General features: G+C 33.5%; 18 protein-coding genes. 10 read left to right on the top strand and 8 right to left on the bottom strand.

Annotation, left to right across the window (positions count from 1 at the left end; genetic code table 11):
* The first annotated feature begins 3 nt into the window (after positions 1-3).
* The 3 genes from ACQ654_RS08000 (at position 4) to ACQ654_RS07990 (ending at position 4,038) form a co-directional block, all read left to right on the top strand.
* Positions 4-1,089 carry an amidohydrolase family protein gene (locus tag ACQ654_RS08000; protein WP_430409800.1) on the top strand — a complete coding sequence of 362 codons (1,086 nt, stop codon included), beginning with the start codon at positions 4-6 and terminating at the stop codon, positions 1,087-1,089.
* Between the two features lie 145 nt (positions 1,090-1,234).
* Positions 1,235-2,374: a hypothetical protein gene (locus tag ACQ654_RS07995; RefSeq protein ID WP_430409798.1), complete on the top strand. Its 1,140-nt coding sequence runs from the start codon at positions 1,235-1,237 to the stop codon at positions 2,372-2,374.
* A 119-nt stretch (positions 2,375-2,493) separates the two neighbouring features.
* Positions 2,494-4,038, top strand: coding sequence for a peptide MFS transporter (locus ACQ654_RS07990; protein WP_430409797.1), 1,545 nt, complete (start codon positions 2,494-2,496; stop codon positions 4,036-4,038).
* A 156-nt stretch (positions 4,039-4,194) separates the two neighbouring features.
* Here the strand turns inward: ACQ654_RS07990 and ACQ654_RS07985 are convergent, their stop codons facing one another.
* Entirely contained in the window at positions 4,195-5,418 is a 1,224-nt protein-coding gene (locus tag ACQ654_RS07985; RefSeq protein WP_430409796.1) for a T9SS type A sorting domain-containing protein, read from the bottom strand.
* A 251-nt stretch (positions 5,419-5,669) separates the two neighbouring features.
* Positions 5,670-7,610: a T9SS type A sorting domain-containing protein gene (locus ACQ654_RS07980; RefSeq protein ID WP_430409795.1), complete on the bottom strand. Its 1,941-nt coding sequence runs from the start codon at positions 7,608-7,610 to the stop codon at positions 5,670-5,672.
* A 122-nt stretch (positions 7,611-7,732) separates the two neighbouring features.
* Here ACQ654_RS07980 and ACQ654_RS07975 point away from each other — a divergent pair, with 122 nt between their 5' ends.
* The gene (locus tag ACQ654_RS07975) at positions 7,733-8,536 is read left to right on the top strand and encodes a class I SAM-dependent methyltransferase (RefSeq protein ID WP_430409794.1); all 804 of its coding nucleotides are present in this window, start codon (positions 7,733-7,735) and stop codon (positions 8,534-8,536) included.
* A gap of 35 nt (positions 8,537-8,571) precedes the next feature.
* On the opposite strand, the gene ACQ654_RS07970 is transcribed toward ACQ654_RS07975, so the two are convergent.
* Both ACQ654_RS07970 and ACQ654_RS07965 read right to left on the bottom strand, forming a co-directional pair.
* The gene (locus ACQ654_RS07970; RefSeq protein WP_430409793.1) at positions 8,572-9,351 is read right to left on the bottom strand and encodes a zinc ribbon domain-containing protein; all 780 of its coding nucleotides are present in this window, start codon (positions 9,349-9,351) and stop codon (positions 8,572-8,574) included.
* Between the two features lie 2 nt (positions 9,352-9,353).
* The gene (locus ACQ654_RS07965; protein ID WP_430409792.1) at positions 9,354-10,448 is read right to left on the bottom strand and encodes a Nif3-like dinuclear metal center hexameric protein; all 1,095 of its coding nucleotides are present in this window, start codon (positions 10,446-10,448) and stop codon (positions 9,354-9,356) included.
* A gap of 174 nt (positions 10,449-10,622) precedes the next feature.
* Here ACQ654_RS07965 and ACQ654_RS07960 point away from each other — a divergent pair, with 174 nt between their 5' ends.
* Positions 10,623-11,054 (top strand): hypothetical protein, encoded by a 432-nt coding sequence (locus ACQ654_RS07960; RefSeq protein ID WP_430409791.1) that lies wholly within the window; start codon positions 10,623-10,625, stop codon positions 11,052-11,054.
* Between the two features lie 43 nt (positions 11,055-11,097).
* The gene (gene lpxK / locus ACQ654_RS07955; RefSeq protein ID WP_430409790.1) at positions 11,098-12,114 is read left to right on the top strand and encodes a tetraacyldisaccharide 4'-kinase; all 1,017 of its coding nucleotides are present in this window, start codon (positions 11,098-11,100) and stop codon (positions 12,112-12,114) included.
* Positions 12,115-12,228: 114 nt separating this feature from the next.
* Here lpxK and ACQ654_RS07950 read toward each other — a convergent pair whose 3' ends face one another.
* The 4 genes from ACQ654_RS07950 to ACQ654_RS07935 are packed head-to-tail and all read right to left on the bottom strand — an operon-like array spanning position 12,229 to position 18,650.
* Positions 12,229-15,066, bottom strand: coding sequence for a CHAT domain-containing protein (locus ACQ654_RS07950; RefSeq protein WP_430409789.1), 2,838 nt, complete (start codon positions 15,064-15,066; stop codon positions 12,229-12,231).
* Positions 15,067-15,108: 42 nt separating this feature from the next.
* Positions 15,109-15,696, bottom strand: a complete 588-nt coding sequence (locus tag ACQ654_RS07945; protein WP_430409788.1) for a hypothetical protein — start codon at positions 15,694-15,696, stop codon at positions 15,109-15,111.
* 7 nt (positions 15,697-15,703) lie between these two features.
* Positions 15,704-17,236, bottom strand: a complete 1,533-nt coding sequence (locus ACQ654_RS07940) for a T9SS type A sorting domain-containing protein (RefSeq protein WP_430409787.1) — start codon at positions 17,234-17,236, stop codon at positions 15,704-15,706.
* A 10-nt stretch (positions 17,237-17,246) separates the two neighbouring features.
* Positions 17,247-18,650: a DUF4412 domain-containing protein gene (locus ACQ654_RS07935; RefSeq protein WP_430409786.1), complete on the bottom strand. Its 1,404-nt coding sequence runs from the start codon at positions 18,648-18,650 to the stop codon at positions 17,247-17,249.
* A 106-nt stretch (positions 18,651-18,756) separates the two neighbouring features.
* Between ACQ654_RS07935 and ACQ654_RS07930 the strand changes: the two genes are divergently transcribed.
* From ACQ654_RS07930 to ACQ654_RS07915, 4 genes are all read left to right on the top strand, one after another.
* The gene (locus ACQ654_RS07930; protein ID WP_430409785.1) at positions 18,757-19,311 is read left to right on the top strand and encodes an RNA polymerase sigma factor; all 555 of its coding nucleotides are present in this window, start codon (positions 18,757-18,759) and stop codon (positions 19,309-19,311) included.
* Positions 19,304-20,023, top strand: a complete 720-nt coding sequence (locus ACQ654_RS07925; RefSeq protein WP_430409784.1) for an anti-sigma factor family protein — start codon at positions 19,304-19,306, stop codon at positions 20,021-20,023. Before ACQ654_RS07930 ends, ACQ654_RS07925 begins: the two co-directional genes overlap by 8 nt.
* A 153-nt stretch (positions 20,024-20,176) precedes the next feature.
* Positions 20,177-21,745 carry a T9SS type A sorting domain-containing protein gene (locus tag ACQ654_RS07920; protein WP_430409783.1) on the top strand — a complete coding sequence of 523 codons (1,569 nt, stop codon included), beginning with the start codon at positions 20,177-20,179 and terminating at the stop codon, positions 21,743-21,745.
* Positions 21,746-22,053: 308 nt separating this feature from the next.
* The gene (locus tag ACQ654_RS07915; RefSeq protein WP_430413012.1) at positions 22,054-22,620 is read left to right on the top strand and encodes a cysteine dioxygenase; all 567 of its coding nucleotides are present in this window, start codon (positions 22,054-22,056) and stop codon (positions 22,618-22,620) included.
* Positions 22,621-22,625 lie beyond the last annotated feature (5 nt).

The following is a 22,625-nucleotide window of genomic DNA, read 5'->3' as shown; positions in this document are numbered from 1 at the left end:
ACCTTGAAACGAAAACTGCGCATAAACGGACATTCACACTTGTTGCCTTATCCAGAACAAATTCCTCAATTTATGAAGGACAAAAAGATTTTTTGGGTAGATGATGAGCGGAAATATATGTTGCAAGACGATTGGAAACGACCTGTAACAGATTCTAGTTTTTTCTTGAATGAAAAGCTAGCGTGGATGGAACACAACAAAATTGATCATGCCGTAATATTGAATCTGTCACAACTATATGGTAACGGTTTGCGTTTGGAAGCAATGAAACATGCGTTGCGTTTTCAAAATGATTTCAATGCTGAAGTACAACGCGATCATCCTTCAAAATTTACATGCGGATTTGTTGTACATCCAGGTTTTATACATGGTGCACTTTGGGAAATAGAACGTTGTGTAGAAGAATTAGGTTTGCGTGTTTTATGTTTGCCAACGCACTTTATGGATTCTATAGGACAATGGCGATCTGTGTTTGATGAAGAAAATGATCCAATTTTTGAACTGGCAAATAAATACAAACTTGCCATTGAAATTCATCCGTATGATGGTGATAAAATGATTAAATTAGAAAACGTAAATTGGCGTTTTCACTTAATTTGGATGTTGGCACAATGTGGTGATGCGTATCATTTTTATACGTTAAACGGAATGCAACAGCGCTTTCCAGACATCCGAACGTGTTTTGCGCATGGTGGACAATTGGCGCAAATGAACTTAGGAAGACGTATTCAAGGGTTTGATGGGCGACCAGATTTGTTTGAAGGAAAAGTACATCCGCGAAAAGCAGTTGGACATCCAAATATTTACTTTGATACGTTGGTGCATGATACTGATTCTTTTAAGTTAATGGTAGATCGTCAAGGAAGTAAACAAATTCTCATGGGATTAGACGATCCGTATCCGTTAGGCGAAATGGAAAGTGATGCACAATCGTCGTATCCTGGAAAACTACTCGATTTGGCAATGCAACGCAATATTATAGAACAAAAACAACACGATGCTATTTGGGAAGACAATGTATTGCGTTGGTTATTTGGAGAAGATGAAGCGGCTAAAAAAGACCTGGTTCGTAAGATTTTAGGAGAATAGATCGTTAATATGTCAATCTGTGTATTTGTTGATGATTTCATTCGTGTATTTGTGACAAAATATTATTGTGAAAATGCAGCAATACTTTAATTTTTCAATCATTTAATCATCAATTTTTTAATTATATACTATCTTACATCACTATATGACCGATGTAGCACAATTTCATAACCTAGCACATATTTTCATTTCCTTTATTGGAGCTATTTTACTATTGGCAATTTATTCGAATATTCGGAAGCGTTTTCATCAAATATTAGAAGAAGACGAGTCGCAAAAACGTGTTGATAGTGGTTTGTTATACCTAAGTCTAGCAATGTTTGTGTGGGTTGGTTCAGGAATTTGGGCATATGTTTCGCAACGATTCGAATTTTCAGAAACCATAACCTATCAAATTGGTGTCAACTTGCTTTCCATCATCAACAATCTATTTTTATTACTGGCATTATTCTATTTTTACTACGCACCAAAATTCATCTATAACAATACCAAAAATGTAAAAATTATCATTGGAATTATCATTGCGGTAACTTCTATTACGTTGTTAATGTCTAGCATTTTCGGAAATGATAATAGCTATCATAACATAAAATTGAATGCAATTCCCGATTTAGTATTATCTGGGTTTTTGTGTTTTTTATTATTAATTTCATTCTACAAAACCTTTGCACATCGTGGTTTAAAATTGGTTGCAATGATTTCAGTTATCATTATGATCTTGATTTTCGTCTCTCAATTGCCTGAAATATTTTTAAGTCTGAACGATGAGTTTACCACAAATTTGATCAAAATTATTGCCAAAACATCTTTAATTTCACTATTCTTAGTATTGGCAACAAGTTGGGTCATTCAACTCGCAAATACGCCAAGACCAAACGAAATGCGCATCAAGTTTTTAGATTGGTCGCTGATTCAATTAAGCATTCCATCCAAAAATATCAACAATGCAGAAGTTGATTTTGGTTCAAAAACGACACAGTATAAAAACTTGCTAAAATTTGCCATTCGACGCGAACATGGAAAAGGCGATTTGCAAAGTATTTTGGTGAGTTCGGCAGGTGAAATAAAAAACCAAACCTATCTTACACGAATCATTGAAAATATCAATGAAATATTACAACTTGAAACAGATCAACAACTCGAACGAAGAGACTTGTTTACGTTTTTAGGCGAAGGAAAATACCGTTTGCGTATGATTCCTGAAAACATTGCTATTGATGAAGGTTTATTGCATGAGTTTGTGCAAAGCGCTGAAAATGATCAATATAAGTCTATTTGTAATTAATTGTGTTTCAAGCACAAATCCGCACAACTTGTTATTTTTTACTATACTTTACAACACAACTTTCTATTATAATTGAATAAAAACACATTTGTATTCTATTAAAATTTAATACAATACATATGGCATCTTCTACTGCTTCCGATACACGATTCGGACATCCAAAAGGATTATTTTATTTGTTTTTTGCCGAACTCTGGGAACGTTTTTCGTTCTATGGAATGAAAGCATTATTGATTCTGTACATGACCAAACAATTACTATTTAGTGATGATATGTCTATCGGAATTTTTGCCGCATACATGTCTTTAGTATACGTAACGCCAGTTTTGGGCGGAATTATTGCCGATCATTATATTGGGTATAGAAAAGCAATTTTCCTAGGCGGAATTCTCATGGCGTTGGGACATTTTTTCTTAACGATAGAATTGCCAATTTTCTTTTACGGATCGTTGGCATTAATTATTGTTGGAAACGGATTCTTTAAACCAAACATTTCAACATTTGTTGGCGCATTGTATAAAGAAGAAGACAAACGACGCGATTCTGGCTTTACCATATTTTATATGGGAATCAACATTGGTGGCGCAGTTGCTCCGTTATTATGTGCTTGGTTTGCAGAGGTATATGGTTGGCATTATGGTTTTATGTTAGCAGGAATTGGCATGTTGGTAGGATTATTTTATTTCTACAGAGGAACCAATAAAGATGTGTTTCAAGACAAAGGAAATGTACCTGATCAGAAAGTATATGACGAAAAGTTTTTAGGAATGAATAAAGGACAAGTGGTAACACTTGGCGCATTTTTGGCTGTTCCTGTATTTGCAATGATTGTAAAGTACAATCAATATGAACATTACATCGTTTGGATTGCAACAATTGCCATTACAGCAATGATGATTTACATTTATCGCTCGGTAGGAACGATTGCGCGAAAGCGATTATTAGTCACGGCATATTTTACGATTTTAATGGCGTTGTTCTGGGCAATTTTTGAACAAGCAGGAAGTTCTCTCACACTTTTTGCGGACAGAAATATCAATTTGGTTGGATTAAATGCTGCACAAACGAACAGTATCAATTCAGGATTTATCATTCTGTTGGCAATTCCGTTTTCGTGGTTGTGGACCGTTTTAATTCGTAAGAAGAAAAACCCAAACTCAGCCATTAAAGCAGGATTAGGATTATTCTTGTTAGGACTCGGATTTATCGTTTTTGCAATGTCAGCCAACGGAGTTGATGCTTTTGCCAAAACGCCAATGTGGTATTTGTTTGTTGGATATTTTATTTTGACAGTAGGAGAGTTGTGTATTTCTCCAATTGGATTATCAAAAATGACAGAACTCTCACCTAAAAAGTATTTGGCATTTATTATGGGTGTTTTCTTTTCGGCTTCCTTTTACGGACACTTTTTTGCTGGGAAAATTGCCAAATTAACAACGGTTTCAGATGCAGAAAATATATTTGCAAGCGGAATTTTCGGAAAAATTACAGAAGTTGTTACCGGATTAACACCAAGTTTTTCTGAAGGAAACGGAGTGGCATTTGAGCAATTATATCAATATGTATCCGTATATGCTGTTTTTGGTGTGTTAACGGCAGGAATTGGAGTAATTGTTATGATCATATCACCTTTTATTAAAAAGCTGATGAGCGGCGTTCATTAATCAAAAAGTGAAAGATTGTTTTAAAAGATTTGTAATTGTGTTGCGTTGTTCACAATGATTTTTTGAAATAGTCTTTGTTAATTATTATTTGTTAGGAATCAAAAAAAGCCTCGTAACCAGCGAGGCTTTTCAATTCAACTAACTATTTGACAAGAATTACTTCTTTACAATAAGTTTCGTGTATGTGTTTCCAGAAGTGCTTTGTACGTTTACAAAATAACTTCCTGTTTTTAGTGTTGATATATCAATTGATTTTTGATGTAATTGTATGGTGAACGCTTTCACTTGTTGTCCAACCAAATTATTGATGGTAATGTTTGAAATGGGTTGTTTTGATTCAATCTGTAATCTTCTTGATGTTGGATTGGGAAACAATGAAATTGCAGTATTAGTTTGAAATTCTTCTGTGCTCAATGCAGGACAGTTTGTATCATAACTTGCTATGGCATCTTTTGTCCAAGAGGATTGACTTTGGGAATATGCCGCATCGTCTACGTTGATACAGGTTAAATTTGGATTACTCGTAGCATTGAATAAATTGATGTTTGTATTCGCACCATTTTGTATATCTAATCCAGTTAAGAGATTATTTTGACAAAATAGATCAACTAAATTTGTATTGGTACTTACGTCAAGAAATGCAAGATTATTAAATGTACAATCTAATCTTTCTAATAACGGATTATTACTTGTATCTAAGTAATTCAGTGCATTGGAAGCAGTAAGTAATGTGATTAAGTTTGTATTTGAACTCAAGTCAAAAAAAGTGATTTGATTATTAAATGTTAATAGTTCTTCTAAAAGCAAGTTGTTAGATACATCTATGGAGGTAAGTTGATTATAACCTATAGATAATCTTCTTAAATTAGGAAGTTGAGAAAAATCAATTGTTGTTAAATTATTGCTAGCACAACGAACCCAATCTAAATTTGAGTTGTTACCAAATGTTAAAGTTGTCAATTCATTGAAGTTAGCATTTAGTATAGTAAGGTTTATATTTGTGCTCAGATCAAGTTCAATTATATCGTTACTAGTACACTCTAACTGCATTAAGTTTAAGTTTTGACTAACATCTAGTTGTGTAAGATTGTTATTGACACACGTTATGAATTGAATATTAGTAAATGAAGCAATTCCTTCCAAAGAGTCAATCAAATCGGAATCAAGGTCAAGTCCGAGCACTGCATTTGCTTCGGTAGCATCAATTTCTCCATCATTATTAGTATCAGCATCTCCATCAGGAAATGTATCTCCATCAAAATCTGCGCAATTGTGTGTTAAAAGTGCATTTTTAAAATTTGCATCAGGAATATTTACAATTTGTGCAAAAGTGAATTGCAATGCAAATACTAGAATAATTGTAAAATAGTTTCTTTTCATAGATGTTTTTTTGTGAATACTATTTTGTTGAACAAATAATAACAAAGCGAATGTATTGAAAAGGATAACGATAAAATAGAATCGTACGGGATGATTCCGTGAATTATAGGAACTAAAAAAATCAATTTGACACAATTTTAGAGTTTGAACTCTTCAAAATCAGCTCGTTAAGTTTTGAGCGGTATACAACCAAAAAAGCCTTGCAAATTGCAAGGCTTTCTCAAGATTTAGAACTATTACTTTGATCCGAATTACTTCTTCACAATAAGTTTCGTATAAGTGTTTCCAGTTGTACTTTGTACATTAACAAAGTAACTTCCTGTTTTTAATTGGCTAATATCAATTGAGTGTTGATCAGCTTGCATTGTAAATAATTTTACTTGTTGCCCAACTAAGTTGTATACAATTACTTGTGCAAGTGTTTGTTTTGATTCAATTTGTAGTCTTCCCGTTGTTGGATTTGGATACATAGCAAACGTAGTATCTTCAACATCTGGCGTACTTAATGTATTTGTAATGGTCATACTTGTAGATGCTGTATATAAATCACAATCTCCAACGGTATGTGTAATTGTGTACATTCCATCTGTAGACATTGATAAGTCAATTTCTCCCGTAGTTGCATTAATCATCAATCCTGCTGGAGTTGATGTAAACACACCAGTTACACCTGTAGTTTTCATTGGTGTCGGATCTGCATCGTCAGTTGCATATGTGTTTAAAGCGTATGCGAACGTTGCAAAATCATTGTAATGTAAATCGATATAGTTTTTAATTACAGTTGCATAATCATCTGCAAACGGAACTAATGTTTGTGGTCTTGTATCAAATACATTTCCATTATAGGTTCCTAAGTCACGTACACGTCTGTTTACTTCTGTCATAATTCCATCAATGGTTCCACCACCACCAAGTCCATCACTTGCCGTTGGTCCAGATCCGTGACGTCTGTTATTGTAGAAATCTCCATCAAAATAGGCATTAGAAAATGGGCGTGTATCATCACAACTTGAATTTCCAGTGTCTATATGACTTGGAACAGTTCTGTATCCGGCAGTAGAACTACAACCCGGATATCCTTGAGCGTTGTAAAAAGCACCTCCAGTTGTGGCAAATAATCCACCTAAACTAGTATTACCTCTAACGAGTTGTTCTTGTGTTAAATTCCCTAAGTTGTTACTAACCAAATTTGTAATAGTAGAGTTAGAAACTGAATTTAAATAGTTTATACTTGTATTATTTAAATCAGAAGAAGAAATATTATATCCAGCTTCAATTCTAGGAATACTATGGCTTTGTCCGTGTAAATCTATGTATAAACCCTTTCCCCATTTGCTCATTACATCAGTACTTGCGTCATCAATAAAGCTATGGAAAGCGTTCCAATAGAACAATGCATCTGCGTCTCCACAAGTTGCTTCATTTTGTTCTCTGTTAGGATCTAATTTACTTCTGTGTAAGTTGTTGATAATGATATATGGATAACATCCAGTTTGTTCAAATACAGATTGTTGTATTTCACGAACTAAAATTTCTGTATTGTCATCTCTTTCATTTGTTCCGCAATTTCTGTCTGGTAATGCACTATCATTGTCAGGATAAAAAGTTCCACCAATTGTTTGCCCAGATTGTTTTACGCCACCATGTGGTGCAGAAATAATAATAGGCATGTTCCCAGGAATGTATTCAATGTATTCGTTTCCGCTCGTATCAAATTGTGAAACTCCAGGAAAAGGTGGAGGTGGTGCCGCAGGCTCTTCTAAAGCAAAATAGGATGTTTGTGTAACTTCAACTGGATTGGAAGAGCTATTTGGATTAAAATCTCCGTCAAAAGTAAAAGCAGTTTGTCCATCAGCTGTGATGGTTAAACTTCCACTATTATTCCAATCGTCACCATAAAAGTCATACAAAATCACGTAATATCCAGATCCAGCTGGTGTGTTATTGTCTACTGGGTAACTTACTGCAGTTGTAGTTTCATCATACGGAGCATTTCCGTTGCCATCATAACCATTATCAATAGTTTGTAATAGCATACCACTTGGACTGTACAACTCAACTTTATTTTCTGATGACCAAGCTGGCCAATCTACAGTTAGTATAACATCTACATTTTGAGCAAAACTTGTGATGCTCATCATTAAAAATAGTATCAAAATACTTTTTAAAAAGGGGAAAGTAGTTTTCTTCATAGTCATTATTGTGTATTTAGTAAGATTTTTTCGGGTACGAATTAATTTAAATTCCTTACAATTGTAGTAATGAATAAAAACTAATGACAATTATACGATAAAAGGTATAAAAAACGGACGAAATGACTAATAATTATTTTAAAACGAACAAAGAAACTTGGAATAAAAAGGTTGCTATTCACGCAAAAAGTGAAATGTATGCCATGGAATCTTTTAAAAAAGGGAAATCATCTTTGATGAAATACGAATTGAACAGCTTGCCAAATGTAGCAGGGAAATCGTTACTACATTTACAATGTCATTTTGGACAAGATACGCTAAGTTGGGCACGAATGGGCGCAAAAGCAACCGGAATTGATTTGTCTGACGAAGCTATTAAACTTGCAAAATCATTGAATACAGAATTAAATTTAGATGCGAAATTTCATTGTTGTAATGTATTTGATGTAAATGACCATGTAACGGATACATTTGATATTGTATACACAAGTTACGGCGTTATTGGTTGGTTGAATGATTTAGAAAAATGGGCAACAATTATTGCCTCACGTTTAAAAGATGGTGGAACGTTTTATATGGTAGAATTTCATCCAATTGTTTGGATGTTTGATTATTTGCAAACGCCAACCGTTTTAAAATACGCATACAGTCAAGAAGAAGTAATTTATGAAGAGTACGAAGGAACGTACGCAGAAGATGGAGAAACAAAAATGACAAGCAAAGAATATGCTTGGAATCATGGGTTGGGAGACGTTATCAATGCATTGATAGGTGCTGGACTTACCATAGAGTTTCTAACAGAGCACGATGCATCACCATACGATGTATTGCCAGACTTGGTAAAAAATAACGAAGGTTTATACGAAACAAAAGACAAACTCTATCCGTTGCTATACGAACTAAAAGCCACAAAAAAACCTCGCTAGTAGCGAGGTTTTTATACACATATATTTTGTTGGAATTAAAACTTAGCGAAAAGCTTTTCCATTTTTGTTTTTTCTTCTTCAGCTAATGCTGGGTCAACTAAAATACGACCACTATGCTCATCAGTAATGATTTTCTTTCTAGAAGCAATCTCAACCTGAACTTGTGGTGGAATTGTAAAGTATGAACCTCCAGAAGCTCCTCTTTCAATTTTTACAACCGCTAATCCATTACGAACATTTTTACGAATTCGTTTGTAAGCCGCTAATAATCTGTCTTCAATTAGTTTTTCGAACTCTTCAGACTTCTTTAAAAGAAATTCTTCTTCTCTTTTAGTTTCTTCAAGAATATCATTCAATTCAGCTTTTTTGTGCTTTAAATGTGATTCTCTTAAATCTACACGTTCTTTCGTTTGTGCAATTACATCTTTCTTTTGGTCAATAGAAACCTTAAATTCTTTGATGTGCTTTTCAGCCAATTGCATTTCTAACTCTTGAAATTCAACTTCTTTAGATAAAGCATTGTATTCTCTGTTGTTTCGAACATTTTTTTGTTGCTCCGTATATTTCTTGATTAAGGTTTTAGCCTCTTCAATAATATTCTTTTTGCTTTTGATATCTTCATCAATTTGATCAAGATCTCCGTGAAACTTTTCTAGTCTAGTGTTCAATCCAGCTACTTCGTCTTCTAAATCTTCTACCTCTAATGGAAGTTCTCCTCGTACATTTTTAATCTCGTCTACACGAGAGTCAATTAATTGTAAATCAAAAAGCGCGCGTAATTTTTCTTCAACCGTAACTTCTTTCTTCTTTGCCATATTTATGAATACTTGATTGGATTTGTATTTTCTGCTGATAAAATGATCGCAAAATTAGGAATTTTTTTCGTAAGATACTCAAATAAAAGATTTTTTGTGTACTGTTCACTTTCATAATGACCAATATCAGCCAATAAAATTGTGTTTTCAGCCTTATAAAAATCATGGTATTTCAAGTCTGCCGTAACATACGCATCAACTCCTGCTCGTTTTGCATTTCCAATAGCAAAACTACCACTTCCACCCAAAACAGCAACTTTTTTAATCATTTTTCCTGATAATTCTGAATGTCTTACCACAGGAACGTTCATTTTCGTCTTTAATAACGTCATAAAGTGCATTTCTGTAATTGGTCTTTCAAGTTCACCAATCATGCCCATTCCTATGTGTTGATTTGTGTTTTCGAGCGTTGTAATTTCATAGGCAACTTCTTCGTATGGATGTGTTGAATGAAGTGTTTTAATAATTTTTCCTTCTAAATGCTTTGCAAACGTAATTCCAAGTTGTACTTCTTCTTCAAAATGTGTTTCTCCTTTTTTACCAACCGTAGGATTTGATGCTTCATTTCCTTGAAAACTTCCCAATCCGTCCATATTAAAGCTACAATTGCTATAATTTCCAATACTTCCAGCACCAACGGCAAACAAAGCGTTTCGGACTTCTTCACTATTTTTCTTTGGAACAAACGTGACCAACTTTTTAATAGTTCCTTTTTGCGGAATTAAAATAGATTTATTGGTCAAGCCTAATTCGTCACACATTCGATCGCTGACACCATTCCACGAATTGTCAAGTGCCGTATGCATGGCATAAATTGCGATATCATTTTTAATTGCTTTTAAAACAACGCGTTCTACATAGGTTTTTCCTGTAATTTTTTTTAAGCCAGAAAATATAATCGGATGAAAACTGACAATCATATTACAGTTATTTTCAATAGCTTCATCAACTACATTTTCGAGTGTATCTAAGGAAATCAATACACCCATAACTTCTTGTTTGCTGTTTCCAACCAACAAACCAACATTGTCAAAATCTTCTGCATAGGCGAGTGGACATAATTCTTCAATGTGTGAAATAATATCTTGAACGATCATCTTTATAGCTTTTTATCAAATATAGAAATAACCGCCAAAAAACCGTATGATAAAATTCAAAAACAAGCCTATTTAGAACGCTTACGAATTTGTAGCTACGCTTATGAACTATTTTGAGAAATTTTTCTATGATTCACTTACTTTAAATGGATTAATTAAATAAAATATAAAATTATGAGAATAAACATGTGTACGATCCTGCTCTTTTTGTCAACAACTTTTATGCTATCGCAATCGCGGCGTGGAATTATTCCTATTGAAGACAATCGTCTTTTTAGAGTTGTGTTAGAAATTAATGAAAACAACGTATTATCAAGAAGTAATGAATATTTTAGGATGCAAGCGGTGAAAGTTTTGAGTGACGAACGCGTTAGTGACGACGACGAATTACAAGCTTTTAAAAGTTTCTATTATATTGTAATTGCTGATTTTGACGAATCGCCACAAGGCAAATTATACAAAACGGAAAATTTAATTTCACCTACAATTTCGGTGTATCCAGATAGTTATCGATTTTTTAAAATTTTAATAAAACATGGCGAACAACAAGAAAAACAGCTGGTATTATTTGCTTCCAATGAAAAACTATATGTTAAAAAGGAGTGATTTTTAGTATTTGAATTCCTTAAAAAAGTATATTTTCGCTTTCATGCGATCATTCCGACTTTTATTATTGCCTTTCTCCATACTTTATGGAGCCATTGTGTTTGTGCGCAATTGGATGTTTGATAAAGGTTGGCTAAAATCAACATCGTATGATTTTCCCGTAATTTGTGTTGGAAACTTAAGTGTTGGCGGCACTGGAAAGTCACCAATGATTGAATATTTAATTCGATTGACGAAAGAAAAGTATAAAGTTGCAACACTAAGTCGTGGTTATAAACGCAAAACGAGTGGTTTTTTAGTTGCGAATGCGGAAACAATAGCTACTGATATTGGTGACGAACCATTACAGTTTTACAGCAAGTTTACAGACGAAATTATTGTTTCGGTAGAAGCACAACGAACTGTCGGAATTGAAGCGCTGCAAAATTTGCCAAATGCTCCAGCAGTTATTTTGTTGGATGACGCCTTTCAACATCGTAAAGTTACGGCAGGTTTCAATATTCTATTAACGCCGTATCACGATTTGTATGTGAACGATTTTATGTTGCCCGCAGGAAATTTGCGTGAACCACGTTCGGGCGCAAAACGCGCCGATGTAATCGTCGTGACCAAATGTCCGCAAGGAGTTTCGGAAAGTAAGATGCTTCAAATTACGCGAAAGTTACGTCCAAAAGGACATCAAAAAGTATTTTTTACGACGATTTCGTATGCAGAAACGATTCAAAGTGAGAATGATAAATTGTTATTATCTTCTTTGAAAGATGAATTTATTTTAATTACAGGGATTGCAAATCCGAAACCGTTATTGCAGCATTTAAACGATGAAGGAGTATCGTATGCACATTTGAAGTTTCCTGATCATCACCATTTCAGCGAAAGCGAACTAAAAGTAATTAAACAAAAAGCTGGAAACAAACGTATTTTAACTACAGAGAAGGATTTTATGCGTTTGCAAGGAAGTTTGAGAAATTTGTATTATTTGCCGATTGAAGTTGCTTTTTTAGCCAATGAAGAAGCTTTTCAAAAAGAAGTTGAGGATTTTATTGATTTGATGATTTGAAGGTTTTTTAATTTGTTTATTCGTTGATTTGCTTTCTAAATACTAAACGTCACTTCGAGTGATTTTTGACAGAAAATTGTATCGAGAAGTACTTCTTACTGTGATGTTATTGAATTAGGTTGAGTCTTTTAATTTTCTAACAAAAAATAACAAAAACAGGCAAACGATTCCAATTCCCAACAGATACCAAATCATGTCTGAAGCTTGTGTAGTTACCGCAGTTTGATCGCCATACAATATAAAACCTGCCCAATAATACGGTTGTGCGAGTTTGGAACCTTTGTGTGTGTGTACATAATCGAGTTTGGCATTTTGCAATGCTTTTGATTTTGAAACTCCTTTTTGTAAATGTCGGTAGAAATTCTCCATAATTTCACTCGTAGATCTATCCGGAACTTCCCATAAACTTGCTACCGTAGCAGGAACGCCCGCAAACGTAAATGCGCGTTGAAACGATTCCATACTTCTACCAGCGTTTTCTTTTCCTAAACCTGTGTTACAAGCGCTTAAAACGGCTAAATCGGCACTTAAATTTAATGCGTAGAGCTCTTCCAAATACAAATCGTCAGTAGCTGTATTATTTTTACTGAATAAGAGTTTGCTCAATCCAGCTTCTTTGTTGTTTATTTCGGCATGCATTGCCAAATGAAGAATGCTTGCGTTGGACGAAGTTTCTATGAAATATTTTTTAGACACCTTTTTCCCAATGTATATGTTAGATGGAAATAACTTGCCAATAATTTCGGCTTCTGCTTTTGCGCCTTCTAAACTTGTAGACGCACTTCTAGTGGCAAGCGCAGTACTGTTTCCTTCATAAGTTGGTGCATATATTGATAATGTTGCCGCTTTTCTTTTTTCTTTATCGTCTTCTAGATGAATGAATTTTAGATTGGAAGTATAGCTAACTTCATACGTTTCGGTAAGAAATTGATCCTTTGTTCGTAAAACTTCAAAAGGAATTTTATACAATTCGCCATCAGGATTGATGATTATTTTTTTGATGTGATCGGCAATTGTTGGTAAGATTGTTTTTCCTAAAAGTGTTGCCGCATTTTTGTCGTATTTTCTGTTTTTTATAGTTGTAATTAAGTTTTCAGTAAGTGCAATTTCTGATTGTTTCCACGAACGAAGTTCATAATGTATGTCGTTTGCAGTAATGGAAAATACCGCAATTTTCTTGTCAAATATGATGTATTTGACAACCAATTCATCCGCACTTAGGTTTTTTTGCAAGTCTGAAATTTGAAACTTTTTTTCACTCAATAATTCTAATTTCGGAAATTTTTTGTTGGTGAATGTTACGTGCTTATTGATCAATTCTTGAATAGAATCTTGTGCTCGAATGTTTTCGCCTCTTTTTGCGGAAGTGAGTAATGTTCTGAGTGTTAGGTGTCTGTATTTTAAAGAATCTAATGCTGGAAGATTGTTGGTATATCTATTTTGATAAAAACGTTGCCATGTCATTTGATTCATCATGGTTTCCGTGCTGCTTAGTAGTTCATTTATAGACATATTTTTTGCATCCGAATCTTCTTTTTTTGTGTTTAGAAAACCATAGAGTATGTTACGTAATAATTCGTTTTGTACAGGATTGAATTTTGTTTTCGCATAACTGTTTTCAAACTGAAGAAATGCCAAATGATAGAGTTTGGAAATCGTCTTTTTAACTTCAGGATCATCGTTATAAAATTCTTCTAATTTTTCAGCAACTCTTCGCAATAATCTTGCATGTCCGTATGATTTACTTGGTTTAAAATTGCTGTAATTTTTTGCTAGTTTGGTCGTATCCGAATGTACATTTTCAATAACCGAATGAAAAATGTGTAATGCGCTATCTTTTTGTTTTAATTTTGCTTTAATAAGTGCTTTTTGTGCTAGAAAAAAAGGTTTTCGTCCATCAGTTACGGACATTGAATTTAGCAAATCAATGATGAGTTTTTCTGCTTTTTGTAATTGATTTCCTTTCGTAAGCGCTTTGCATTTGTTATATTTAAATACAAACAGATTGCCAGGATAATTTTTGTTTTCAATTAAATCAATTGATTTGTCTAAATAGTAGTTTCCGAGTTCTAAATCTTTTTCGTCTGTTAAGGAATCTGCTTTGTGACTAATGTACCAATCACCTACATGATTCATTGCCGTACTGTAATAAATACGTTCGTGTTTGTTGAACTTTGGCGACGCTTGCAATTCGTTTAGCTTTTGTACAACATTCGTTAGTTGCAAGCTATCTTCTTTCGTTTTGGCGCGTTTGTACAATAAGTACGCTTCTCTGTACGCTAGTACAATTTCATATCGATCTAACCGTTTTTTATCAAGAAATTCTCTATGATTTGCATATACATTTTTTGCCAAACGAATGTAGCGTTTTGCATCTGTCAAATTGCCATAGTATGCCGCTTCACTTGATAAAAACACATACGCATCTACTAAATAATCTAAATTAGGATTGTAATCACTTGATAGGAATTCAATAGCCGTTTTCATGCTATTTTGAGCACGTTTGGCAAAATTCAAACTAGATTCGCCATATGCTTTTTTATAATATAATGCACCTTTTATGTGAATGCCTCTTTTGCTAGTATTTGTTGCACAAAAGGGAAGTCCTTTTTGAATGCTATTGACACTTTCTAGATACTTTTTTTCTTTATAAGTTACTTCAAATTGATAATAGTATAAATCGGCAATATCCAAACTGTCTCTTTCCGTTTTCGGATTCACGTTGTTGATGTGTGAATTTAAATAATTTGAAAGTTTTTGAAACGCATTTGTGTTGTACAAAGCATTCGCTGTTTTCCACAAGGTATGTATTGCAGGCGTAGAAAGTGTATCTTGCTTTTCACCATCTTGAAACCGAATGTTTGTTGCTTCTACACTAGAATATATACATAGTACGCATAGTAAAGAAACTATGCGTACGAATGTAATTATGTGTAGTTTGGGTGTATTCACTTTTATTAATACTATTGATGTATAGCCTAAAAATACAATTTTTTAAAAAAGACCTGTACTATTTGCAATTTTTAATGCGATACTCTTATAATCACGATTTTTAGCAACTTCTTCTTCTTTAAACGTTGACCCTGGAACGGTAATCGTTATCATATATCCATCCATTTTTATAAAAAGTTCTCTTTTCTTTCCAACCCAAATAGCTGTTTTTCCTAGTCCCGAAACGAACTCTGAAGATTTTGATACTTTCTTTTTTAGTTCCCAAGTTTCTTTCCAGTTTTCACCTTCTGCCAACTGATCTTCTACTGCAAAAATGGCTCCACTAAGGTAATTATATTCTTCTTCACTATTGTATACTAAAAATCGGCAACTCTTGGTTTGAAACGTTTTTCCATCATCAAATAATATTTTTGTAGCATCAGGGTAAAGTTCTTTTATTTTCGCTTCGTTTATGTACGAACACATATTTTTTGGAAGTGCTGCAAAAGCTATTTTATTTCCTGAAAAGTTTTTGTTTATAAAACTCGTATCTCCTAATTCTTTTCCAATAATAGTGTCTTTATCTCCAAAACATCCTGTGAGTATAAAGGAGATAAATGTGAATGTAGCAATCAGTTTTACTGTTTTCATAGTTGTATTAGTTGATGATTAATTTTTTTAGTGTTGTTGTTTTTTCTGTTTTAATTTGAACCAAATACATGCCGTTTGCGATCGTAGAAAGTTCAATGTTTTGTGTGTTTGCAGTATTGTTTTTAGTTTTTAAAATTAATTTTCCAGATAGATCATATATTGAAACTTCTTTTACTGCCGTTTGTGCAGTGATGGTTACTACATCTTTTGCTGGATTTGGATACATTACAAGCTGATTTGAAGTGTTCTCAACATCATTTACAGATAATGTGCTTGTATCTTGAACATTGAGTACAAAACCGCCATTTTCATTTTCGGGAGTTGCATCTCTGTTCATAGTATTTGCTTCCAACCAAACTTGTAGATAATAGGTAGTATTTGGTGTGAGATTTTCTACTGCTAATTCTCCTTCTTCACAGAAAAGAGGTTGTGCATCTGAACATGAATTGTAGAAGGCTATTTTTGCGACAAGCGAACCAGCACTTATTGTCATGGTAACACTGCCAGATGGTGGCGCAACGAATTCATACCAAACATCTAGTATGGTAATTCCATCTTCTTGACAACTTGGTGTGTTTGTGCTATTGGTTGCGCTTAGGGTTGTTCCTGATGCTGGTTGTGCCAGCGTAATTGGAACGGCTTGCGAACAATCGTCATTTGTTGGAGTACAACTTGCGTTAAACCCTGAAAAGTAATCAGTGCCAAATCCCCAAAAGGTATTACTCCAAGCCACATCATCAACTTCTACACAGGTTAATGCTGGATTGTCTTTTACTCTAAAATTTTGACCTAAGTTGGTGTTGCTTCCACTTTTAATATAAATTGTTTCCAAAGCTGTATTGTCACGAGCTCTGACATCTATTAATGCAGTATTTGTAGATAAATCCAAAAAAGGCATCAATACATTATTATCAAACCTAAAGATATCCAATAACGTATTTTGACTGACATCTAAGCTTATTAAAGAAGGACAATAACTAATCACTAAATTAGTAAGAGAAGCACAACCTGAAAAGTTTAGTTGGCTCAAGTCAGTTTCAAAAATACTTACATCATCCAATACAGGATTGTTTGAAAGGTTTAGTTCAGTTAGTGGTGTAATTCCGATAGCGAATTCTAAAAGATTACTATTGTTTGATAGGTCTAAACTTGTAAGTGCCGCATCATCGATGTATAAATATTCTAGGTTGACCAATGCGCTCAAATCTACAGAAGTGTCCAACACGTCATTAATTGCTAATTCTTCTAAGTTTACTAAGTTTTCAATGGGTGATAAATCTGTAATTTCACCACGAACAGTTAAACTCTTCAAGGAAACAAAATCTTGCAAACCTGTGATGTCAGTTACGATAAAATTTCCAAAATTAAAGCTTTCCAAATTATCAATGAAACCTGTGAATACTTGGTTGTCTAATGGTCCATAATCTAGACCAAGTTGTTGAAGACGTGCTTCTAAACTGTCGTCAGGGACATATGTAGTTTGTGCAATCGTGATTGAGCTTATAAATAGCGCTGTAATTAGGAGTAATTTTCTTTTCATTTTTTATTGATTAAAACATTTTTTTGTATTCTTTCGGATTGATGGTTTTACTGATATTGTCATTGATAGCAATGATTTCACTTTTCATCGTTCCTTCATTTGACACAATTGTATATTCCATGATGTGTCCTTTGATAACTTCATTATTTTGTACAAACCAATTTGGTAAGTTTATACTTGGAGCAACCCAAAGATTCATTTTTACGTTAGAATCTGACATGGTATATTCATAACAAGTTGCGCCTAAAATTGTTTTTGTTTTTCCTGTTTTAGTAAGGTTTGCGTAGTCATAATTCATCATTTTATCTGTGGGATTGTTCATTTTTTGTTGTCCCATCATTCCGTTAGACATGCGCATTTTCATACCAGCCGTTTCTACAAAAATGTGTGCATTTCCTTTATCCATTACAATAATTGATTCGCCATTCATTTCTTCATCTGAATATTCACTCATGTCAGCTTTGATCGCAATGTATTTCGCATTCGGATTGATTAAATATGACATGTTATAGGTCCTGTTTTGTTCAGGAACTGTAATTTTGGTAACCGTTTCATGCGTAAAATTATATGTGCCAGCAACTGTATTGTTAGAAGTTCCTTCCGAATTCATATTACCAGAAGAAGTAACCGATTTTTCATCATCTTTCTTTTTGGTAATTGATTCATTGTTGAAGAATTGAGGAGTTTTTGAGTCGATTCCGCCAGTAATAGAAGCTTCAAAAAAAGTTTCAGTATACTCGTCAATGTTTGCTTTTCGAATTACTTCTCTTAACGTAACTTTTCCTGAGAAACTAATTTGAATTGTTTCATCAGATAGTACATCAATACTGACTTCGCCTTTTGAAATATTGTAATTTTGATAATCGTCGGTAACCGCACGTTTAAAGTCGTTCTCAGGTTTTTTATTATAGGGTAATTGCGGATCGTACCCAAGTAGTAAGGAAGCTTCTTCTGGAATTTTAAACACATGTATTCCTGCATTTTTTGCTTCTTCGATATCGTGTTTTAAATTTTTATCGGTCTTAATTTCTATTGAAAACCCATCATAAATATCTGCTTCATGCGACCACCAATTTCCAGTAATTTTATAGCCCGAATTGGTTTTAGTGACCTTCACTTTTGTAGCTTCTGTTATTTGAACACTTCCATATTTCTTTGAATGTTTGATAATAACATCCCCAAAATCTTTTTCATTTTTAGAAGTAGGTTTTCCAGCATTTGGATCATTTCTGCCTTCCAAAACATCATCAACAGTTTTTTCTGCTTTTTCTTCTACTTTGTTTAAAGCTTTATTTTCAAGTTCTTTTGCTTTTTGTTTTGCTCTTGCTTTCGCTTTTTTAAAAATCTGAGCATCAGCATTTTGAAATGATAATACGCAAAAAATAAGGAATAGAATGCTTAATTTATGTTTCATGATAAATACGTTTGTTTATCCTTTTGTATCTTTAGCAAGCCTAATATTAACAGCTACACAAAAAAAAATCATTTTATTGTTAATATTTTAATCTTTTGCATAACTAATGAGTAGAAATAGCACAGATGCTGAATTACAAGATCTATTGCGATCTGATGATAAAAAAGCGCTTGAGACTATATATATGAAACACAAAAGTGAGTTTCTAAATTATGCAAAGAAGTATGGTTTAGACACATACAATGCACTAGATATCTACCAAGATGCCATCATTGCAATGCATCATAATTTTGTTTCATCACAATTAGTTATTACGTCAAGCTCTATAAAAACCTATTTATTTGGCATTGGAAAATTTAAAATTTTGAAGAAGTTAAAAGAAGAGAAAACTTTTTTGAGTGTTGAAATAGAAGAAGAAATGTACACAGAAATAAGTATAGAAGAACCAGTTCCATCGGAACGATCTATAATGTTGAGTCAAAATTTAGACAAGATTTCTGAAAGCTGTAAAAAGGTTTTGGAATTGTTTTATTATCGAAATTTAACGATTGATGAAATTGTTCAATTAACTGATTATACTGACGGAAATACGGTGAGAAGCCACAAATCGAGATGTTTAAAACGCTTAAAATCTTTATTTAAAATAACGCGTAATGGATAAAGAAGATTTAATACAAAATTACATTGCCAATCGCTTGTCCGAACAAGAGAAAACTGAGGTTGAAACGTTGCTTGAAACAGATTTGGAACTGCAAGCATTGTATGAAACGCATACGGAAATGGCTGCTGCATTTCAACTCTCTAAAAGCAAGGCAATAAAAAAGCGTTTGCAAGCATTAGATGCACAAGATACAAGCTCAGAAACGCAAAGCTTTTTGCAACGTAATTACAATAAAATAGCAATTGTTGCGGTATTAGTTATTGGTGTGTTTTTTATGATAAATGTATTAAAGTCAAATGGTGATTTGTACGAAACATATTTTGAAACTTGCCCAAACACCTATCTGCCTGTTACACGAGGCAACAATCAAAAAGATGCACAGTTTGAAGCATTTAAAGCTTATGAAAGTAATGATTTTAAAACTGCAGAAACCAACTTTCACAAATTATTAGAAACGACTTCAAGTCCTGCAATCAAGTTTTACTATGCAATGTCATTACTAAATCAAGATAAGTTTGATATGGCTTTAGCGGAATTACAATTATTAAATACCAAAACTTTTGGTTATCAAGTTGAATCACTTTGGTATACAGCGTTAATTCAAATTAAGAATAAAGATATAGAAAGCGCAAGACAACATCTTACCACAATTCAACAACTAAATAAAGATTTCAAATCTGAAGAAATACAATCAATTTTGGATACACTTTAAAATTTTTAAACACACACATATTAATACTACCTACAATCTTTCAGGAAAAACGCCCATTTACGTCCTGATTCTTTTAGTTTCAATAATGTAGGATACTCAAAATTCTTGTTAGCAATATTTTTGTCTTGTTATTAATTCTTAAATAATAATGCGATGAAAAAAAATATTCTCTTAGTAACAATCTTCATTTTTTTTGCTACTACAACACAAGCGGCAACGCTATTTGTAACACCATCAGGAGCTGGAACTTTAGAAGGTTCAAGTTGGGCAAATGCTTTGCCAGGCACTTCATTACAAGCCGCCATTAATGCATCAAATGTTAACGATGAGGTTTGGGTTGCCGCAGGAACTTATTATACAACAACTACAACAAATAGAACGATATCATTTAGTATGCGGAATGGTGTAACCATTTATGGAAGCTTTGCTGGTACAGAAACATTGGTGTCAGAAAGAGTATTGACAAACGGTTTAACTACTATTTTAAGTGGCGAAATTGGCGTAGCAGGCATAGCCGATAATAGCTATAAAGTTGTGTATAATCAACAATTAGATGCGTCTGCCATTATAGATGGTTTTATTATAGAAGGCGGAAATGATGATAGAAATCCAACAAATAACGGAAACGGTTTAGGTGGCGGAATGTACAATCATGGATATAATCCTGGCGGAAATTGCCATCCGATTGTCCGAAACTGTTTGTTCAGACAAAATACAGCTTCTTGGGGCGCTGGCGCTTTTAATAATGGTTACAATGGTGGTAATACGTTGCCAACGTACATTAATTGTATCTTTTCTCAAAATCATGCGTTAATTGAAGCAGGCGGAATGGACAGTTATGGTGTTGGCGGCACGGCAAGTCCAACAATTATCAATTCAATATTTTATGAAAATACGTCCGCTACAAATGTTGGCGCTATGTATGCTTGGGGCGGTAGTGGTGGAAATTGTAATCCGATGTTAATTAATTGTGCATTTATAAACAATTCAGCTTTAAACGGTTATGGTGGCGCTTTTATAGCGAATAATTTAGATCAAGGTGGAGGCGGATCATCAGGTTCTTGTACGGTAACGTTGCAAAACTGCATTGTTTGGAATAATACGGCAACAGGTGCTAATCCGCAATTTCATGTGAGAGGAACAGGAGCAGAAGTTGTAGCAACATATTCAGATATTGATCTTACTGGGCAAAGTTCTCCACATATAATTTCAGGTCCTGGAACAGGAAATATTGATATAAACCCTATGTTTTTAGATATTGCATCTGGCGCAGGTGCAGACGGAATTTGGATGACAGCTGATGATGGTTTGCAATTACAAAATGCATCTCCATGTATTGATGTTGGCGATAATACAGGCGTTTTTATGACAGATATACTTTCTAATGATAGAATATTTAATACTACTGTAGATATGAGCGCTTATGAGTTTGATGCAACAACTTTGAGTATTGAAAACAATGCGCCTAAACTTGAGATCGTTTTGTATCCTAACCCAACAAACGAAATTGCCAATCTTTCTTTTACCATTTCAGAAACGGACACGATTGCGTTGTTGTTGTTTGATATGAATGGAAAACTGCTAAAAACAATTGCTAAAGGACGAAAAACAGGAGGAACATTCAATTACCAAATTGATATATCACAACAAAGATCAGGCGTTTACTTTCTAAAGCTTCAAACATCAAAAGGAAACTATATAACTAAAATGATACGGAAGTAATTATTAATGAATTACTACTAAATAGAATCGTTCTGAAAATTACTAGACAGTTTTAAAATAAATTTGATACAGCCAGAAAAGTTAATTTTTCTGGCTTTTTTTACTTCTTCATCAAAAAAAATACATTTTTAGTATTGAAATTCATAAACGAGTAAAAAATAAAGTGAAATTTGTATTTTTTGCTCATAATTATTGAATATTTGCTAAAAATTCATCAAAAAGCATAAAATTCATTACTTTTGCAAAACGCAAGTTATTTCATACACTACTGAAATAATGAATTGAATTTGAGGAATGCCCTTGGATTTGTGAATAATATCAACAAAAATGATAATAATTTGAATTCTAAAGAACTAAAATCTTCAACTCTTCAATCATTAGATGATTTAATCACCGCTCTTTGTGAGGAAGAGAGGACGACATACAATCATATAGTACGTTCCATAAATTTGTCAAGTGAGGTTTTCAAGGACTATTGTTCTTGGTCTACTACATGCTACACTCGAAACTGCATTATGGAAAATGAAAAATTTGAACTCATCCTATTGTGTTGGGAAAAAGGACAAAAAACACCTATTCATGATCACGGCGGTGAAGAATGTTGGGTAAAAGTTATTGAAGGTGAATTTAGAGAAACCATCTATAAAAAAGATGAAAATGGTACATTAGTTACTATTACTTCAACAATCTCTAAAGTAAATGACATTTCATATATGATCGATTTTATGGGATATCATTGCTTAGAAAACCTTTCAGAAAAAAGAAGTATGTCTCTTCATTTATACGCAAAACCAATAAGTAATTGTAATATTTTTGATGAAAAATCTAAAAAAATCATCAACAAGGAATTAAGCTACGATACAATTGCTAGATAAACAAC

The sequence above is a fragment of the Kordia sp. genome (genome assembly GCF_965283645.1).
Taxonomy (GTDB): domain Bacteria; phylum Bacteroidota; class Bacteroidia; order Flavobacteriales; family Flavobacteriaceae; genus Kordia.
This window is presented reverse-complemented; position numbering and strand designations above follow the sequence as displayed.

Coding starts and splice junctions, on each gene's coding strand:
- ACQ654_RS07995 (WP_430409798.1), top strand. CDS start 1,235: ATGACCGATGTAGCACAATTTCATAACCTAGCACATATTTTCATTTCC.
- ACQ654_RS07990 (WP_430409797.1), top strand. CDS start 2,494: ATGGCATCTTCTACTGCTTCCGATACACGATTCGGACATCCAAAAGGA.
- ACQ654_RS07985 (WP_430409796.1), bottom strand. CDS start 5,418: ATGAAAAGAAACTATTTTACAATTATTCTAGTATTTGCATTGCAATTC.
- ACQ654_RS07980 (WP_430409795.1), bottom strand. CDS start 7,610: ATGAAGAAAACTACTTTCCCCTTTTTAAAAAGTATTTTGATACTATTT.
- ACQ654_RS07975 (WP_430409794.1), top strand. CDS start 7,733: ATGACTAATAATTATTTTAAAACGAACAAAGAAACTTGGAATAAAAAG.
- ACQ654_RS07970 (WP_430409793.1), bottom strand. CDS start 9,351: ATGGCAAAGAAGAAAGAAGTTACGGTTGAAGAAAAATTACGCGCGCTT.
- ACQ654_RS07965 (WP_430409792.1), bottom strand. CDS start 10,448: ATGATCGTTCAAGATATTATTTCACACATTGAAGAATTATGTCCACTC.
- ACQ654_RS07960 (WP_430409791.1), top strand. CDS start 10,623: ATGAGAATAAACATGTGTACGATCCTGCTCTTTTTGTCAACAACTTTT.
- lpxK (WP_430409790.1), top strand. CDS start 11,098: ATGCGATCATTCCGACTTTTATTATTGCCTTTCTCCATACTTTATGGA.
- ACQ654_RS07945 (WP_430409788.1), bottom strand. CDS start 15,696: ATGAAAACAGTAAAACTGATTGCTACATTCACATTTATCTCCTTTATA.
- ACQ654_RS07940 (WP_430409787.1), bottom strand. CDS start 17,236: ATGAAAAGAAAATTACTCCTAATTACAGCGCTATTTATAAGCTCAATC.
- ACQ654_RS07935 (WP_430409786.1), bottom strand. CDS start 18,650: ATGAAACATAAATTAAGCATTCTATTCCTTATTTTTTGCGTATTATCA.
- ACQ654_RS07930 (WP_430409785.1), top strand. CDS start 18,757: ATGAGTAGAAATAGCACAGATGCTGAATTACAAGATCTATTGCGATCT.
- ACQ654_RS07925 (WP_430409784.1), top strand. CDS start 19,304: ATGGATAAAGAAGATTTAATACAAAATTACATTGCCAATCGCTTGTCC.
- ACQ654_RS07920 (WP_430409783.1), top strand. CDS start 20,177: ATGAAAAAAAATATTCTCTTAGTAACAATCTTCATTTTTTTTGCTACT.